Source organism: Burkholderia sp. Z1 (assembly GCF_014893795.1).
Taxonomy (GTDB): domain Bacteria; phylum Pseudomonadota; class Gammaproteobacteria; order Burkholderiales; family Burkholderiaceae; genus Burkholderia; species Burkholderia theae.
Genome location: NZ_JACFYL010000003.1, coordinates 343,958 through 359,812 on the forward strand (window position 1 = coordinate 343,958; position 15,855 = coordinate 359,812).

A 15,855-nucleotide genomic window follows, 5' to 3' on the forward strand; every position below is an offset into this window, starting at 1 on the left:
TAAATGCCGTCCGCTCCGGAAAAGGGTTTTTCCGCTCGGGAAAAGGTTTGTTTGGAAGAACGCCTGCACACTAGCCCCGGCGCGGCTGGAATCGGTTCTTCAGAGGTGGGCTGGTTTCACGCGGATTGCATATCGCTGTCGTATCTTCAGCATGCGATGTTAAACGTGACATCGCATGATGGCATTCTCAAGATCTGGGAATGGGGCAGCAGGAAAATAACTGGCACGAGGGTAATGCAAACTTCATATTTCGCCGTATCCGTTGATATATAAGAAGAGCCGGCGAATGATCGGGTTTGTGTGAGTGTGAAGCATCGAGAAAGAAAAATCGTCAAGGAAATTCGATCGATTAATTCGATGCGGGGGTCGTTCGGCACGGCGGCGATGTTTTTCCGGAAATCCGGAAAATGCGTTTGAAAGCCGAACGGAAAGGGTGAGTGGCGTCGCGTTGGCAGCCTGGCGGTTCGAAGGTCCGGGGGCAGTCGCGTACGGTGCGCTATCGAATCAGGCGGGCACGAAAAATATGAACACGACAGGCATGGCAGGTCAACGGACCGGTTCGAGCGAACCGGTGCCGGCCGTCAGCGTCAGCGATCCGGCGGCGCATGCTTCAGTCCCGCGGGTCACGCGACGTCATCCTCCTCCCGAATGAAACAGGACGGGCCGCCCCGAGGTGTGGGCCGGCATCCGTCCATCCGGCGTCTGAACGGCGCTTTCCGATGAGATCCGAAGTCGCCGCTGGTTCGGCGCGACGGCGCACGCGCGTGCATTGGCCATGCGTCGCGCATCGTGCCGCCGCCGGGACGGCGATATCGGCTTCCGTGTTTCGATAACCGGCGATCGTCGCCGCGCATCGTGCTGCCACGCACATGCGGGGTGCGGTCGCGTGATCGCGATAACGATCGCGAGTGTCGTGCAGCGTTGCTCAGTCGTTTAGTTAGTCATCCAAAGTGAAGAGCGGAGCGTCGCGAAGCAAGCGGAACGCGCAGGGATGCGTCTTCGCTGGCCGCAGCGTGCGTTGTCGCGTCATCCAGCACATGAGAACCGAGGGAAGACAAGATGAACAAGTCGTTCAAGTCGATCTGGAACGAAGCATTGGGAGCCTGGGTTGCGGCGTCGGAGCTTGACCGCGCGCGCGGCAAGCGGGTTGCGTCGTCGAGCAGCGCGCCGGAGCGGGCCGCGAACGGGGGGGCCGCGACACACGAGGGGATGCCTTCCGCGCTGTCGCTACGACGGCTGGCCGTGCTGATGGCATCGGCGTATCTCGGCTTGTTCCATGCCGCCGCGCATGCGCAGTACGCGCAGGATGGCGGGTCGGCAACCGGCGGCATCAGTTCGATCTCGATCGGCGTCGGTTCGAGTGCCGCGCAGCAGAATTCGACCGCATTGGGCAACCTGTCGACGGCGCAGGGCGTGTCGGCCACCGCGCTGGGCCCGGGCGCTCATGCGATGGCCGACGGTTCGACGGCCGTCGGCATCAACGCGCAGGCGACCGGCACCAATAGCGCGGCGCTCGGCGTGCAGGCGATCAGTTCGGGAGCGTTTGCGGTTGCCGTCGGTAACCAGACCCAGGCGACGCAGTCCGGCACGGTGGCGATCGGCAGTGGCGCGACCGCGAACGGCGTTTCCGCCATCGGGCTGGGGAACAATGCCACGGCCTCTGGCCAGAATGCGGCTGCACTCGGACTCGGCGCGGTTTCGTCGGGCCTTGGCAGCGTTGCGCTCGGTTTTTCGTCACAGGCGACCAATCAAGGCACGATCGCGATCGGCAACCAGTCGACGAGTTCGGGTGCGGCCGGCGTTGCGGTGGGTAGCGGCTCGCTGGCGTCCGGCAATTCCGCCGTCGCGATGGGCGTCAACAGCGGCGCGAAGGGCGGGACATCGATCGCGATCGGCTGGGGTGGCGTTGCCGGGGTACCGGGATCGGGCACGCAGTCGCTCGGCATCAGCTCGATCGCGCTGGGCTCGAGCACGACGGCCGGCGCCGACCAGTCGATGGCGCTCGGCCTGAGCGCCAACACGTCGGGCGTCAGTTCGATCGCGATGGGTGTGCAGGCGACCGCGACGCAGCAGTTCGGCGTCGCGCTCGGCAATCTCGCGCTCGCCAGCGGCATATCGGCGGCCGCATTGGGGTCCGGTGCGACCGCGTCGGCCAACAATTCGACCGCAATCGGCATCAACAGCGTCGCGGCGGCGGGTTCCTCCGTCGCGATCGGCGATACCAACTCGGTTGCGGCTGCCGCGGGCGCGGGCTCGATCGCGGCCGGCAACAACTCGAAGGTGCTGACGGGCACCGGTGCCGTCGCGCTCGGCGAAGGCCAGACGGTCAGCGGCAATGGCGCGGTGGCGATCGGCGATCCGAGCACCGCGATTGGCACCGGCGCGGTCACGGCCGGTTCGAACAATACCGCGAACGGCAACGGCGCGGTGGCGATCGGCAATTCCAACAATGCGCAGGGCACCGGCTCGCTCGCGCTCGGCAACACGTCGACCGCGGCGGCGGCGGGCGCGGTGGCGTTCGGCGCGTCGGCCGTGGCGAACAATGCGAACGATGTCGCGCTCGGCTCGGGGTCGACGACGGCTGCGCCGAATCCGACGGCAAGCGCGGTGATCGGCGGCGTCACGTACAACTTCCAGGGCACGACGCCGACCAGCGTCGTCAGCGTCGGTGCGCCGGGCACCGAACGCCAGATCACCAACGTCGCGGCCGGGCGCATCAGTTCGGCGAGCACGGATGCGATCAACGGTTCGCAGCTCGCTGCGACGAACCAGGCGGTCAATTCATTGTCGACGTCGACGGCGTCGAGTGTCAGTTCGTTGTCGACGGGCGTGTCGTCGTTGTCGACCGGGTTGTCGTCGGCCACTAGCTCGATTACGTCGCTGTCCACGTCGACGTCGACGGGCATCAGCTCGTTGTCGACGGGGTTGAGTTCGACGAACAGTGCCGTCACGTCGTTGTCGACTTCCACGTCGACGGGCATCAGCTCGTTGTCGACGGGGTTGAGTTCGACCAACAGTTCGGTGACGTCGCTGTCGACTTCCACGTCGACCGGGTTGTCGTCGGCCACTAGCGCGATCACGTCGCTGTCCACGTCGACGTCGACCGGTATCAGCTCGTTGTCGACGGGGTTGAGTTCGACCAACAGTTCGGTGACTTCGCTGTCGACTTCCACGTCGACCGGTTTGTCGTCGGCCACTAGCGCGATCACGTCGCTGTCCACGTCGACATCGACTGGCATCAGCTCGCTGTCGACCGGCCTGAGTTCGACCAACAGTTCGGTGACGTCGCTGTCGACTTCCACGTCGACGGGCTTGTCATCGGCCACTAGCGCGATCACGTCGCTGTCCACGTCGACGTCGACCGGTATCAGCTCGCTGTCGACCGGCCTGAGTTCAACCAACAGTGCAGTGACTTCATTGTCGACCTCCACGTCGACGGGCTTGTCGTCGGCCACTAGCGCGATCACGTCGCTGTCCACATCGACGTCGACCGGCCTGAGTTCGACGAACAGTTCGGTGACGTCGTTGTCGACGTCCACGTCGACGGGCATCAGCTCGCTGTCCACCGGCCTGTCGAGCACGAACAGTTCGGTCACGTCGTTGTCCACGTCGACCTCGACGGTCGTCGGTTCGCTGTCGACCGGCCTGAGTTCGACGAACAGCTCGGTCACGTCGCTGTCCACGTCGACGTCGACCGGTATCAGCTCGCTGTCGACCGGCCTGAGTTCGACCAACAGTTCGGTCACGTCGCTGTCCACATCGACGTCGACGGGCATCAGCTCGCTGTCCACCGGCTTGTCGAGCACGAACAGCGCGGTGACGTCGCTGTCCACGTCAACCTCGACGGTCGTCGGTTCGCTGTCGACCGGTCTGAGCACGACGAACAGCAACGTGACGTCACTGTCGACCGCGACGTCGACGAGCATCGGTTCGCTGTCCACCGGGCTCAGTTCGACGACGAGCTCGATCACGTCGCTGTCGACGTCAACCTCGACGATCGTCGGTTCGTTGTCCACCGGCCTGTCGAGCACGAACAGCAACCTGACGTCGCTGTCGACCGCCACGTCGACGGGCATCAGCTCGTTGTCGACGGGCCTCAGCTCGATCGCGTCGAACAACGGCAATCTCGGCAACAGCACGGCCGGCGCGCTCGGCGGCGGCGCGACCTACAACCCGACGACCGGGACGATTTCGGCGCCGTCCTACGTGACCTACAACGGTGACGGCTCGACGACGGTCAACAACAACGTCGGCTCGGCGATCGACAACATCAACGCGCACGGCATCAAGTATTTCCACGCGAACTCGACCGCGCCGGACAGCCAGGCGCTCGGCGTCGACAGCGTCGCGATCGGCCCGAACGCGATCGCGAAGGTGGACGGCAGCATCGCGCTCGGCGCCGGCTCGGTGTCCGATCGCGCGACGGTGCCGGCGTCCGGCATCATCCGCAACGGCAGCGCGTCGATTCCGTTCAACACGACCGACCAGACGTTGCTGGGCGCGGTATCGGTCGGCGACGCGGCGAGCAAGACGTATCGCCAGATCACCAACGTCGCGGACGGCACCGGCCAGCAGGACGCGGTGACCGTGCGGCAGCTGGCCGGCGCGTTGCAGTCGTTCGCGGTCACGACCACGAAGTATTTCCATGCGAACTCGACGGCGGTGGATTCGCTCGCGGTCGGCGCCGAATCGGTCGCGGTCGGCCCGACGACGGTCGTCAACGGCGACAACGGCGTGGGCATCGGCAACGGCGCGATCGTCGACGCGACCGCGCCGGGCGGTGTGGCGATCGGCCAGGCGGCCAGTTCCGCGCAAGCCGATGCCATCGCGCTCGGCAGCGGCGCGACGGCCACCGGCGCGCAGTCGGTCGCGCAGGGCGCCAACGCGCTCGCGGCCAGCGTGGGCAGCGTCGCGCTCGGATCGGGCGCGCACAGCAATGCGACCGATGCGCTCGCACTCGGCGCCGGTGCGTCGGCGACGCTGGCGAACAGCGTCGCGCTCGGCGCGGGTTCGCTGACCACGGTCGGCGCGCTGACCAACTACATCGCGTACGGCCTGAGCACCCCGCAGTCGTCGGCCGGCGAAGTGAACGTCGGCAACCGGCAGATCACCGGGCTGGCGGCCGGGAAGAACGGCTCCGACGCGGTGAACGTGTCGCAGCTCGATTCGGTCGCCAACCAACTGACGACGCTGATCACCCAGCGCACGTCCAACCTCGGTTCGTACACGACGAATCCGAGCGGCACGAACGTGACGCCGGGCTCGACCGGTGCGAACTCGTCGGCGGGCGGCTCGGGCGCGGTTGCATCGGGCTCGAACAGCACGGCGGTCGGCAACGGGTCGCTGGCGTCCGGCAACGGGTCGACCGCGATCGGGGTCGGGTCGACGGCGTCGGGCGGCAATTCGACCGCGATCGGCACCGGCAGCAACGACGGCGGGCGCTCGAACGTCGTCGCGGTCGGCTCGGCGGATTCGGCGCGCCAGGTCGTCAACGTCGCGGCCGGCACGCAGGGCACCGACGCGGTCAACGTGAACCAGTTGAATGCGGTATCGAACCAGTTCACGCAGTCGCTGAACACCGTCAACAACCAGCTGACGCAGATGCAGCAGCAGATCCAGCAGACCGATTCGATGGCGCGCGAAGGGATCGCCGCAACCGCCGCGATCGCGTCGATTCCGCACATGGATCGCGACTCGAATTTCGCGATGGGGGTCGGTACGGCGAGCTTCCTCGGTCAAAAGGCGATGGCGGTCGGCGTGCAGGCGCGCATTACGGAGAACCTGAAGGCGACGCTGAATGGCGGTTTCAGCGGCAGTCAACGCGTCGTTGGCGGCGGCATGTTGTACCAGTGGAAGTAGTTCCGTGCGCACCGAATGAGAACGCATCCGCATGCGGCCGCGCTGCCGCGCCGCATGCGCGATTTCGAATCGATTTTCCGGAGTTATCCAGTGAACAAATACTCTCTTGCCTTGCTTGTGTCCGTGGCGTCCCTCGCCGCATGCTCGAGCGCGTCCGGGCCGACCTTCAACGCGTATGAGCTGCAACCGAGAAACGGTATCCGGACGTTCCGCGTCGACTGTCACGGCATCCTGTCGAGCGAAAAGACCTGCATGAAGGTGGCAACACGCGTGTGCGACAAGGAGGCGGTCCGCATCGTCGATTCCGCGGCGCCATTGCGCGAAGGCGCCGACCCGCGGTCGCTCGAGTTCCAGTGCGGCGCGGTGCCCGCGCCGGCTCCGGAGCCCGCCGCGGCAGCGCCGGCCGCCGTTGAAAAGATCAGTTTGACCGGCGATGCGTACTTTGCGACCGACTCCGCAACGTTGACGCCGAAGGCTCAGGCGGCACTCGACGCATTGCTGAGTCGTCAGGCGGACCGGCGTTTCTCGCGTGCCACGGTGACGGGTTATACCGATGCCGTCGGTTCGGAGGCGCACAATCTCGTGCTGTCGCGGCGCCGAGCCGAGTCGGTCGCGTCGTACTTGCGCGAACATGGCCTGAAGGCGGATTCCGTCACGGCGACCGGCAGGGGAGAAGCCGATCCGGTGGGCTCGAACGATACCGCGGAAGGGCGAGCGAGCAATCGACGCGTGGAGATTTCACTTCAGAATTAACAGACAGGCGGCCGCCAGCGACATCGTCAACGGCGGCCGACATGCGACGATCCTGCGTTGGGGAGACCAAAACAACGTGGCGCGGGAGGGAAACTGGTCCTGACGCATCGGGCCCGCGCAGCACGCCCGCTCGTTATCATGGGCGACAGCGGGAAGTCCGTGAAGGTCCGTCACTGGACGGGTTGGCGTCCACGCCCGTCGCCTAGGCCGCGCAACGACAATCAGAACCGGACGAGCGCCGTCGATTTTCCAACGGCGCTCGTCACGTTTACGGATCGTTTTTGCCCGACACTCATACGTCGTCGGCCCATCGGCGCCCGCCATCGCATTGCCGCGCCAGGCGGGTGTCAGCGCGGCCGCGCGCCGCCGCATCGGCAGGACTGCAATGACCGACTGGCCGCGACGGGGCCGACATCACGCATGGGCGGACAAGTCGAGCGCCCGACAGCGGGCGCCGCGTCAGTGTCTGATCACGCAGACGGCCACGATTTCATACCCGGGATCGGCGTGCGCGTGGGCCGCTTCTTCCGCTTCTTCATACGAACAAAAGGACGTGGCATCTTCAACCGCCGGTGCCATACCGATGTCACCGTCCTCGGCGGTACAGAGGAACTGCTCGCCGGTCTTCACGACGTAGATGGACATCATGATTCCCTCCATGGTTTGCAGGGGGAAGTTTCAGTCTAGCAGGCCGGAGGAGGGGCGGGCGATCCGCTTTGTCCGTTCCGCCGGACGTCACGGATGGCCGTCAACCCGGAGCGGTCCATCGATCCGGCATCGCGTGACGGGGCGGTTTCACGCGCTTCGATCGGCCCCGATCTGTCTGCCTGCAGTGGGAGCGGAAAGCCGTGCACAATACGCGCATGCAAGCCCCAGACCTCGAAACCCTCGTCACCGTCACCATGCCCTTCGGAAAATACAAGGGCCGACTCATTGCCGACCTGCCCGGGAACTACCTCAACTGGCTGGCCCGTGAGGGATTCCCGCGCGGTGAAATCGGCCGACAGCTCGCGCTGATGCACGAAATCGATCACAACGGCCTGAGAGGTTTGCTGGAGCCGCTCCGCAAACGCGGATAGAGCAAATCGGCGGCGCTTGACGCTGCGCGTTACGCCGCCCGCATCGCATCGGCCGTCGTTGCCGTTTGGTCCGGAGATTCGCACGCGACGTTGCTCGCGGCACCTGCCCGACACGCGGGGACGCGCAGAGCGCTCACTGCCACAGGTACCGAATCGGCCATACGGCGCCACCACTCGTATTTGCGCAATTACCGCGTCGCCGTTGCTGACCTAGAATACAAAATACTCCCTTGAGGGTGAGTTGATGGCAGAAAAGGGGTGCCAACATGAGACGCCTTTATTTCCTCGTCCCCGATACGCAGATGGCGAAAGCGATCGTCGACGATTTGCTGCGCGCACGCATCATCTGGCGCCATATCCACGTTCTCGCTGATCACAGCGTCACACTCGATCAGTTGCCCGAAGCATCGTTGCTGCAAAGCAGCGATGTCGTGCACGCACTCGAGCGCGGCGTGGCGCTCGGCGGCGCGACGGGCGCGCTGATCGGCCTGGTCGCGCTGGTGTTCCCACCCGCAGAGCTCGTGATCGCGGGCGGCGCCGTCGTCGCATTGACGCTGGCCGGAGCGGGCTTCGGCGCGTGGACGGCCGCGATGATCGGCATCGCCGAACCGAACGTGCGACTCCAGCGATTTCGCGAAGCCATCCGGGAAGGCCAGATTCTGATCATGGCCGACGTACCGGGATCGCGAGAGCAGGAAATCGAGGAGATGGTCGCCCAGCATTTTCCGAAGGCGGATCTGGAAGGCGCCGAGCCGACGACACCGATCTTCCCCTGACACCCGAACGCCGGCGTACCCGCCCCCCGGGTTCATCGACGCGTATCGCCGCGCGCGCGATCGCGTTGGCGTGACCACGGCGACCGCCTGTCGGTACGCCGAGGCAGAACCGCGAGCAGAACGCCGCAGTGCCATGCAACGTGCGGCTTTTTCGTATGCGCTGGCCCCTGTCTGCCATTCCGGATCGCACAAGGGACGTACGCATGACGCGCATGGCGCGTGCTGAACGCGAGTGCCGACGTCGAACCGTCGGCAAGGAGGTCGTATGGAGCTGCACATTCAATCGCACCATTGGGAGCGTCGTACGCCCGACTGGATCGCCGCTGCCGTGGCCGGTCTGGCGGGCGGTGCGCTGGTCATCGTGCTGGAATTTTTCTGGGCGACTCTGGTGATCGGTGAAAGCCCGTGGCAGCCGACCCACAAGATCGCCGCGATGGTGATGGGCCGCGGCGCGCTCGATCAGATGGCGCAATTCCAGCTCGAAATCGTCGCGATGGCGCTGCTGCTGCACTACGTGCTCGGCGCGATCATGGGGATGATGCTCGCCGCGATCATTGCGCCGTTCCGCTTCGATTCGAGCGTGGGCATGGAGGCCGCCATCGGGCTGGCCTTCGGGATCGTCGCGTACGCGTGGAACTTTTATGTGATGACGGCCGTGTTTCCATGGTTCGTGTCGGAGCGGGGTTCCGGACCTTTGCTGGCAAACCTGCTGTTCGGCGTGGTCGCCGCCGTGACCTACGGCATGCTGGAACGGCTGCGCAAGCAGAAAGACGCGGACTGACGCATCGCGTCGTTCCGGCCACGCCGAGCCCGAACACTCGGCGCCTTCGGCAACCGATGCCGGAGGCGGCCGGTGCGCATCGTATTGCCGCACGTGACGCCGCCGTTCGAGCGGTTCGCATAAGGGGGCGTTTCCCGTTGCGCTGTCTTGCACGATGCGGCAGCGCGGAGTACCTTTTCTTTAGAGCCGTCGTCGACAACGCGTGACGAAGCGGTCCTGGCAGACGTGCCGGCGCAGACAACAACACGAGTACGACGAAGCGGCACGACGACGCCGGGAACGTCGTGCCGGCGGCTCCAGCGAGTGACACGCAGCGAGGCGGCCTATGGCGCTTGCGATTGCTCTGAGCCTGATCGTCGTCCTGGCGGTAGGGTTTCACTTTGCCAGTCCCTGGTGGATCACGCCGATCGCGTCGAACTGGGTGCGCATGGACGACATGCTGACGATCACGCTCGTCATCACCGGCGCGCTCTTCATCGCGATCAACCTGTTCATCGTGGTCGCACTGGTGCGCTACCGCCACCGCAGCGGGCATCGCGCCGCCTACGAGCCGCACAACAAGCGGCTGGAATGGTGGCTGATCGGCCTGACTTCTGTCGGCGTGGCTGCGTTGCTGGCGCCGGGCCTGTTCGTCTACGCGGACTACGTACGGCCGCCGCCCAAGGTGCTGCAGATGGAGGTGCTCGGCCAGCAATGGCAATGGCGCTTCCGCTTTGCCGGCCCCGGCGGCAAGCTGGGCACGACGGACGTGCGCTACATCAGCAACGACAACCCCTTCGGCCTCAACCCCGCCGACCCGAATGGTCGGGACAACTACCTGATCGAGGCACCCGAGGTGCACCTGCCGCTCAACCGGCCGATCCAGGTCCTGACGCGCTCGCGCGACGTGCTGCACGACTTCTACGTCCCGCCGTTCCGTGCGCGCATGAACATGGTGCCCGGCATGGTCACCACCTTCTGGTTCACGCCGACCCGGGCAGGGCGTTACGACATCCTGTGCGCGCAGCTCTGCGGCATCGGGCATTCGAACATGCGCGGCGTGGTGGTGGTGGAAGACGAAGCGTCGTTCTCGCGCTGGCTGGCGCGGCAAAGCACGTTCGAGCAGCGGCAGCAGGCCCGCGTGCAGGCCGCCCCCGCCGCCGCCGGCGGCAGCGCGCAGGCGCTTGCCGAACAGGGCAAGGCGCTCGCGGCGGCCAAGGGCTGCGTCGCCTGTCATACCGTGGACGGCAGCCCGCGCGTGGGCCCCACCTGGCAGGGCCTGTACGGCAAGACCGAAACGATGGCCGACGGCAGCACCGCGAAGGTGGACGACGCCTATCTGCGCGCGTTCATCCGCGACCCGACGGCCCGCGTCGTGAAGGGCTACTCGCCGATCATGCCGCACTTCGACCTGAGCGAGCAGGAACTGTCCGCGCTGGTCGCCTATATCAAGGCGCAGGGCGGGCCGGCTGCCAGCACCGCCACCCAGCCATAGCGGAGCCAGCCATGCCGTACGCACACACCGACCACGCCCAGCACGGCTTCTGGACCCGCTATGTCTGGAGCCAGGACCACAAGGTCATCGCCGTGCAGTACGCGCTGACGGCCATCGCCATCGGGCTGGTCGGCCTGGTGTTGTCGGACCTGATGCGGTTGCAGCTCGGCTTTCCGGGCAAGTTCGCTTTCATCGACGCCAGCCACTACTACCAGTTCGTCACCATGCACGGGATGATCATGGTGATCTACCTGCTGACGGCGCTGTTTCTGGGCGGCTTCGGCAACTACCTGATCCCGCTGATGCTCGGCGCGCGCGACATGGTGTTCCCGTTTCTCAACATGCTGAGCTACTGGGTCTACCTGCTGGCCGTGCTGGTGCTGGTGGCGAGCTTCTTCGTGCCGGGCGGGCCGACCGGCGCGGGCTGGACGCTGTATCCGCCGCAGGCGATCCTGCCGGGCACGCCGGGCGTGGAGTGGGGCATCGTGCTGATGCTGGTGTCGCTGGCGATCTTCATCGTCGCGGCGACGATGGGCGGCCTGAACTACGTCACCACCACGCTGCAGGCACGCACGCGCGGCATGACGCTGATGCGCATGCCGCTCACCGTGTGGGGCATCTTCATCGCGACCATCTTGGCGCTGCTGGCGTTTCCGGCGCTGTTCGTGTCGGCGGTGATGATGCTGCTCGACCGGACGCTCGGCACGAGTTTCTTCATCCCGGCCGTGGTGTCGATGGGACAGACGCTCAAGCATGCCGGCGGCAGCCCGCTGCTGTTCCAGCACCTGTTCTGGTTCTTCGGGCATCCGGAGGTCTACATCGTCGCGCTGCCGGCGTTCGGCATTGCGTCGGACCTCATCAGCACGCACGCGCGCAAGAGCATCTTCGGCTACCGGATGATGGTGTGGGCGATCGTGATCATCGGCGCGTTGAGCTTCGTGGTCTGGGCGCACCACATGTTCATCGCCGGCATGAACCCGTACTTCGGCTTCTTCTTCGCGACCACGACGCTGATCATCGCCGTCCCGACCGCGCTCAAGGTCTACAACTGGGTGCTGACGCTGTGGCGCGGCGATATCCACCTGACCGTGCCGATGCTGTTCGCCATCGGCTTCATCAGCACCTTCGTGCTCGGCGGGCTGACCGGGCTCTACCTCGGCAACGTGAGCGTGGACATTCCGCTGTCGAATACGTACTTCGTGGTCGCGCACTTCCATATGGTGATGGCCGTGTCGCCGATCCTGGTGGTGTTCGGCGGCCTCTACCACTGGTATCCGAAGGTGACCGGCCGCATGCTCGACGACACGCTCGGGCGCGCGCACTTCTGGATCACCTTCGTCGGCACCTATGCGATCTACTTCCCGATGCACTATCTCGGCATCCTCGGCATGCCGCGACGGTATTACGCATATCAGGGCTACAGCTTCATTCCGCATTCGGCGCAGACGCTCAACACCTTCATCACCGTCGTTGCACTGATCGTGGGGGCGGCGCAGTTGCTGTTCCTGTTCAATCTGGCGTGGAGTCTCGTGCGCGGCAAGCGTGCCGACGGCAATCCGTGGCGGGCCACCACGCTCGAATGGCAGACGCCGCAAACGCCGCCGGTGCACGGCAACTGGGGCGCCGAGCAGCCCGTCGTCTACCGCTGGGCATACGAATACAGTCCGCCGGGGCAGGAGCAGGACTTCGTCCCGCAAAACCAGCCGCCCGCGACGGCGCCCGAGCCGGCCCGGCCGACGCTTCACTCCGGCGAGGCACACGAATGACCACGCTGCCGCGCCCCTTCGTTCCCGATGCGCGACCGGTGTTGCCGAATGCGGGGCGCACCGGCCTGATCGTCTTCATGGCGGTGGCCACGACCTTGTTTTCGCTGCTGTTGCTCGCTTTTGGCATGCGCATGCGCGAACCCGACTGGCAGCCGATCCCGCATCCGGCGCTGCTGTGGTGGAACACCGCCGCGCTGGCGCTGGCCGGCATCGCCATGCAGCGTGCGCGGCGGATGAGCCCGCACCGCGCGGCGTGGCTGGTCGCCGGCGGGGTGCTGGCGGCCCTGTTCGTGATCGGGCAGCTGACCGCCTGGCGCCTGCTGTCCGCGGCCGGGCAGACCGTCACCGTCAATCCTTCCGACAGCTTCCTGTACCTGCTGACCGGCCTGCACGGGTTGCATGTGCTGGGCGGGCTGGCGGCCTGGGTCATGACGATCGCGCGTCTGCGGCGCGCGGATCCGTTCCGGATGCAGCGCGCGATCGCGCTCTGCGCCCTCTACTGGCATTTTCTGCTGGCGGTCTGGCTCGTGCTGCTGGCGGCGATGTGGTGGATCACCCCCGGATTCGTCGCCGCCATCTGCGGGCCGCTGTATGGAGCCGCGCCATGACCTCGCCCACGCTTCCTGGCGAATCGGCGGGCGAACCGGCCACCCCCGCGCCGCCCGACACCGGGCCTGACGGCTGGCGCGGCATCGTCACGGACTGGTCGGCCGACCGCGAAGCCTTCAAGGTGCCGTGGGGCAAGGCGATGATGTGGATCTTCCTGCTGTCGGACACCTTCGTGTTCAGCAGCTTCCTGATCGGCTACATGACGGTGCGCATCTCGACCACGGCGCCGTGGCCCGACACGTCGAAGGTGTTCGGGCTCACGGTGGGCGGCCTGGATGTGCCGTTGCTGCTGATCGCGATCATGACGTTCATCCTGATCACCAGCAGCGGCACCATGGCGATGGCGGTCAATTTCGGCTACCGGCGCAACGCCCGGCGCGCCAGCGCGCTGTTGCTCGCGACCGCGCTGCTGGGGGCGTCCTTCGTGTCGATGCAGGCGCTCGAATGGACCAAGCTGATCGTCCACGAGGGTATCCGGCCCTGGGGCAACCCGCTGGGCGCGGCGCAGTTCGGCGCGTGCTTCTTCACGATCACCGGGTTCCACGGTTTTCACGTGACCTGCGGCGTGATCTACCTGCTGCTGGTCGCACGCAGGATCCGGCAGCCGGGGTTCGACGCGCACGGCAACTTCCAGATCGTCGAGATTGCCGGCCTGTACTGGCACTTCGTCGACCTGGTGTGGGTGTTCATCTTCGCGCTGTTCTATTTGTGGTGAGGCAAGCCATGGATCACACCGATCCCGCCGATCGACCCGACGCCGCGCACGGCCAGCAGCATCCGATTGGCCTCTACCTGAAGATCTGGGGCCTGCTGTTCGTGCTGAGCACGATGTCGTACCTGGTCGATTACTTTCGCGTGCAAGGCCTGACGCGCTGGGGGCTGATCGTCGTGCTCATGATCGCCAAGGCCGGGCTGATCGTGTCGATCTTCATGCACATGATGTGGGAGCGGCTGGCGCTGGTGTACGCGATCCTGATGCCGCCGCTGTGCCTGCTGGTGCTCATGGTGCTGATGGCTGCCGAAGCGCATCACACGCTGGGTATGCGGGAACTGTTCTTTAGATGATTGCTTCGCAGGGCGGTTCGGGGGCGACGAATGTGTCGCATCGCGATGGATAGGGTGATGTGCCGCGGTTACGGGCCGGGTGGCGTCATGGCATCGGAGGTGGTCAGGATTGAAATCATCGGAACACGGGTGTTTTGCGATGACTGGCCGGTGATGCTGTCGGCCTGCGCCGTGCATGCGTGGCGGGCATGCTTCAGTGCCCGAACGCGTGTGGTTCGGGCCTGACGAGTTTTCGGGCGACGCTTCGCGGACATCCGGTCACACAAACATGGAGGAGAACGCCATGAAGTTCTCACGCAGACGTTTTATTGCTGCCACCACCGTTCTGGCATCCGCGCTGGCCTTTGGACGCCGCGCCGCGGCGGCAGATGCCGGGGCCGGTGCCGTGCAGGAAACCGATGCGAACGCCCAGGCCCTCGGCTACAAGACGGATGCAAGCCGGGTCGACCATGCGAAGTTCCCGACATTTCAGGCGGGCGAGGCCTGCGCGAATTGCCAGTTCTTTCAGGGCAAGACCGGTGCCGCGATGGCGCCGTGCGCCATTTTCGGCGGCAAGCAGGTCAATGCGAAAGGCTGGTGCAGCGCTTATGCGAAAAAGGCGTAGCGAGGTAGGGGCGACCTGACCGCCGGGATTCGTGATGCCCGGCGGGCGGAAGTCTTGCGCGTTCAGCGCGTCGCCAGCTGTCGATGCGCAGACAACGCTGAAGCGGTGAAGGTTGGAGCGCAACGAGTTTCCGGAAGCTTGTTCACGGATCACTGCAACTCGCCGCTCAGCGACCGTTGCGTATGGTCGGAGTGCCGTGCTGACGGCATGCCGCAACGGTTGCGAGCGAAACGCAAGCATTCCCTTAGGTCAGCAGAATGCCGTGCAGCCTTGAGCCGTTACCAGTGCCAGACCTGATCGAAGCGGTCGAACAGGGCGGGGATCTCGGCACGCGCGAGCGGCGTCAGGCCGCCGATGACATCGTCCTGTGCCAGTCCACAGTCGTGCATGTCCTCGGTGACCGCATACACGGTAACGCCGACGCCGATCATTTTGTCCAGATCCTTATCGAGCGCCGGTGGATGGACCTGTCGGCGCGCGCCGAAGGCGAGGCCGGTGGCATCCTGCCCGCGCGCTGCATAGTTCACGGCGCTCCCGCACAGCAGCAGGCTGATGTCCGCACCGGCGTTTTTCAGCACATGGTTTAGCCACAGGATGGTGTCATCCTGTTCTTCCAGGGTAGCCCGGTACGCTGTCTCAACAATGCTCAGGATTTTCATGGCGCGGCTCCTATTTCGTCGGGATTACCAGCACAGCGTTGCTCTGAATCGAGGCGTCGAGAAAATCCTTCGGGCTGCCTCGGCGGGGACCCTCAATCCAGTCGCCTGCGCCGCGTTCGTCCACACACAGGCCGCAGTTGATCCAATCGAGCTTGGCACCCTGCTGGGCAGCGAGTTGAAACAAGGCTGCCACCCAGTCCCTGGTTGTCGGGTGATCCTCCTCCTCCACGGATGTGCCCTTGACTGGATTGGCATGTGGGGCTTGCGCCTTCATGGTCAGATTGACTGCACCTTCGTAGGCGAACACCGTTACGTCGTGCCCTCGTTGCAGTGCCGCATCCACAATGCGCAGCGCCGTCGTGCTCGCTGCCTTCTCATACGGGGGATCCATCAGTGCCAGGGTCAATTTCATACCGGTAGCCATCACGTT

Annotated in this window: 14 protein-coding genes; 11 read left to right on the forward strand and 3 right to left on the reverse strand. The window is 65.4% G+C overall.

The annotated features are described in order from the left end of the window. The first annotated feature begins 1,059 nt into the window (after positions 1–1,059). Together H3H55_RS33905 and H3H55_RS33910 are read left to right on the forward strand one after the other, a co-directional pair. Entirely contained in the window at positions 1,060–5,859 is a 4,800-nt protein-coding gene (locus H3H55_RS33905; protein ID WP_193102584.1) for a YadA-like family protein, read from the forward strand. Between the two features lie 54 nt (positions 5,860–5,913). Further along, positions 5,914–6,612 carry an OmpA family protein gene (locus H3H55_RS33910; protein WP_226800727.1) on the forward strand — a complete coding sequence of 233 codons (699 nt, stop codon included), beginning with the start codon at positions 5,914–5,916 and terminating at the stop codon, positions 6,610–6,612. Between the two features lie 459 nt (positions 6,613–7,071). On the opposite strand, the gene H3H55_RS33915 is transcribed toward H3H55_RS33910, so the two are convergent. After that, positions 7,072–7,260 carry a hypothetical protein gene (locus H3H55_RS33915; RefSeq protein WP_048248396.1) on the reverse strand — a complete coding sequence of 63 codons (189 nt, stop codon included), beginning with the start codon at positions 7,258–7,260 and terminating at the stop codon, positions 7,072–7,074. Positions 7,261–7,475: 215 nt separating this feature from the next. Here H3H55_RS33915 and H3H55_RS33920 point away from each other — a divergent pair, with 215 nt between their 5' ends. From H3H55_RS33920 to H3H55_RS33960, 9 genes are all read left to right on the forward strand, one after another. Beyond that, positions 7,476–7,691 (forward strand): DUF3820 family protein, encoded by a 216-nt coding sequence (locus H3H55_RS33920; RefSeq protein WP_129518290.1) that lies wholly within the window; start codon positions 7,476–7,478, stop codon positions 7,689–7,691. A gap of 266 nt (positions 7,692–7,957) precedes the next feature. Continuing rightward, on the forward strand, positions 7,958–8,467 hold the full coding sequence (locus H3H55_RS33925; RefSeq protein WP_193102585.1) for a DUF1269 domain-containing protein: 510 nt from the start codon (positions 7,958–7,960) through the stop codon (positions 8,465–8,467). A 265-nt stretch (positions 8,468–8,732) separates the two neighbouring features. After that, positions 8,733–9,248, forward strand: a complete 516-nt coding sequence (locus H3H55_RS33930; protein WP_193103103.1) for a hypothetical protein — start codon at positions 8,733–8,735, stop codon at positions 9,246–9,248. Between the two features lie 325 nt (positions 9,249–9,573). Continuing rightward, a complete protein-coding gene (locus tag H3H55_RS33935) occupies positions 9,574–10,722 on the forward strand; it encodes a c-type cytochrome (protein ID WP_193102586.1) in 1,149 nt (382 codons plus the stop codon). Between the two features lie 11 nt (positions 10,723–10,733). Beyond that, positions 10,734–12,488, forward strand: coding sequence for a cytochrome c oxidase subunit I (gene ctaD / locus H3H55_RS33940; RefSeq protein WP_193102587.1), 1,755 nt, complete (start codon positions 10,734–10,736; stop codon positions 12,486–12,488). Further along, positions 12,485–13,096, forward strand: a complete 612-nt coding sequence (locus H3H55_RS33945) for a cytochrome c oxidase subunit 3 (protein WP_193102588.1) — start codon at positions 12,485–12,487, stop codon at positions 13,094–13,096. The genes ctaD and H3H55_RS33945 overlap by 4 nt, the downstream gene beginning before the upstream one ends. Continuing rightward, positions 13,093–13,812, forward strand: coding sequence for a heme-copper oxidase subunit III family protein (locus tag H3H55_RS33950; RefSeq protein WP_129518280.1), 720 nt, complete (start codon positions 13,093–13,095; stop codon positions 13,810–13,812). Before H3H55_RS33945 ends, H3H55_RS33950 begins: the two co-directional genes overlap by 4 nt. Positions 13,813–13,820: 8 nt before the next feature. After that, positions 13,821–14,162 (forward strand): cytochrome C oxidase subunit IV family protein, encoded by a 342-nt coding sequence (locus tag H3H55_RS33955; protein ID WP_129518279.1) that lies wholly within the window; start codon positions 13,821–13,823, stop codon positions 14,160–14,162. Between the two features lie 283 nt (positions 14,163–14,445). Then, positions 14,446–14,766: a high-potential iron-sulfur protein gene (locus H3H55_RS33960; protein ID WP_193102589.1), complete on the forward strand. Its 321-nt coding sequence runs from the start codon at positions 14,446–14,448 to the stop codon at positions 14,764–14,766. A gap of 278 nt (positions 14,767–15,044) precedes the next feature. Here H3H55_RS33960 and H3H55_RS33965 read toward each other — a convergent pair whose 3' ends face one another. Both H3H55_RS33965 and H3H55_RS33970 read right to left on the reverse strand, forming a co-directional pair. Continuing rightward, a complete protein-coding gene (locus H3H55_RS33965; protein WP_193102590.1) occupies positions 15,045–15,425 on the reverse strand; it encodes a DsrE family protein in 381 nt (126 codons plus the stop codon). A 10-nt stretch (positions 15,426–15,435) separates the two neighbouring features. Continuing rightward, positions 15,436–15,849: a DsrE/DsrF/TusD sulfur relay family protein gene (locus H3H55_RS33970; RefSeq protein ID WP_193102591.1), complete on the reverse strand. Its 414-nt coding sequence runs from the start codon at positions 15,847–15,849 to the stop codon at positions 15,436–15,438. Between the last annotated feature and the right edge of the window lie 6 nt (positions 15,850–15,855).

Excerpts from the sequence above, each read along its gene's own strand:
- H3H55_RS33905 (WP_193102584.1), top strand. The coding sequence starts at position 1,060 with ATGAACAAGTCGTTCAAGTCGATCTGGAACGAAGCATTGGGAGCCTGG.
- H3H55_RS33910 (WP_226800727.1), top strand. The coding sequence starts at position 5,914 with ATGCGCGATTTCGAATCGATTTTCCGGAGTTATCCAGTGAACAAATAC.
- H3H55_RS33915 (WP_048248396.1), bottom strand. The coding sequence starts at position 7,260 with ATGATGTCCATCTACGTCGTGAAGACCGGCGAGCAGTTCCTCTGTACC.
- H3H55_RS33920 (WP_129518290.1), top strand. The coding sequence starts at position 7,476 with ATGCAAGCCCCAGACCTCGAAACCCTCGTCACCGTCACCATGCCCTTC.
- H3H55_RS33925 (WP_193102585.1), top strand. The coding sequence starts at position 7,958 with ATGAGACGCCTTTATTTCCTCGTCCCCGATACGCAGATGGCGAAAGCG.
- H3H55_RS33930 (WP_193103103.1), top strand. The coding sequence starts at position 8,733 with ATGGAGCTGCACATTCAATCGCACCATTGGGAGCGTCGTACGCCCGAC.
- H3H55_RS33935 (WP_193102586.1), top strand. The coding sequence starts at position 9,574 with ATGGCGCTTGCGATTGCTCTGAGCCTGATCGTCGTCCTGGCGGTAGGG.
- ctaD (WP_193102587.1), top strand. The coding sequence starts at position 10,734 with ATGCCGTACGCACACACCGACCACGCCCAGCACGGCTTCTGGACCCGC.
- H3H55_RS33945 (WP_193102588.1), top strand. The coding sequence starts at position 12,485 with ATGACCACGCTGCCGCGCCCCTTCGTTCCCGATGCGCGACCGGTGTTG.
- H3H55_RS33950 (WP_129518280.1), top strand. The coding sequence starts at position 13,093 with ATGACCTCGCCCACGCTTCCTGGCGAATCGGCGGGCGAACCGGCCACC.
- H3H55_RS33955 (WP_129518279.1), top strand. The coding sequence starts at position 13,821 with ATGGATCACACCGATCCCGCCGATCGACCCGACGCCGCGCACGGCCAG.
- H3H55_RS33960 (WP_193102589.1), top strand. The coding sequence starts at position 14,446 with ATGAAGTTCTCACGCAGACGTTTTATTGCTGCCACCACCGTTCTGGCA.
- H3H55_RS33965 (WP_193102590.1), bottom strand. The coding sequence starts at position 15,425 with ATGAAAATCCTGAGCATTGTTGAGACAGCGTACCGGGCTACCCTGGAA.
- H3H55_RS33970 (WP_193102591.1), bottom strand. The coding sequence starts at position 15,849 with ATGGCTACCGGTATGAAATTGACCCTGGCACTGATGGATCCCCCGTAT.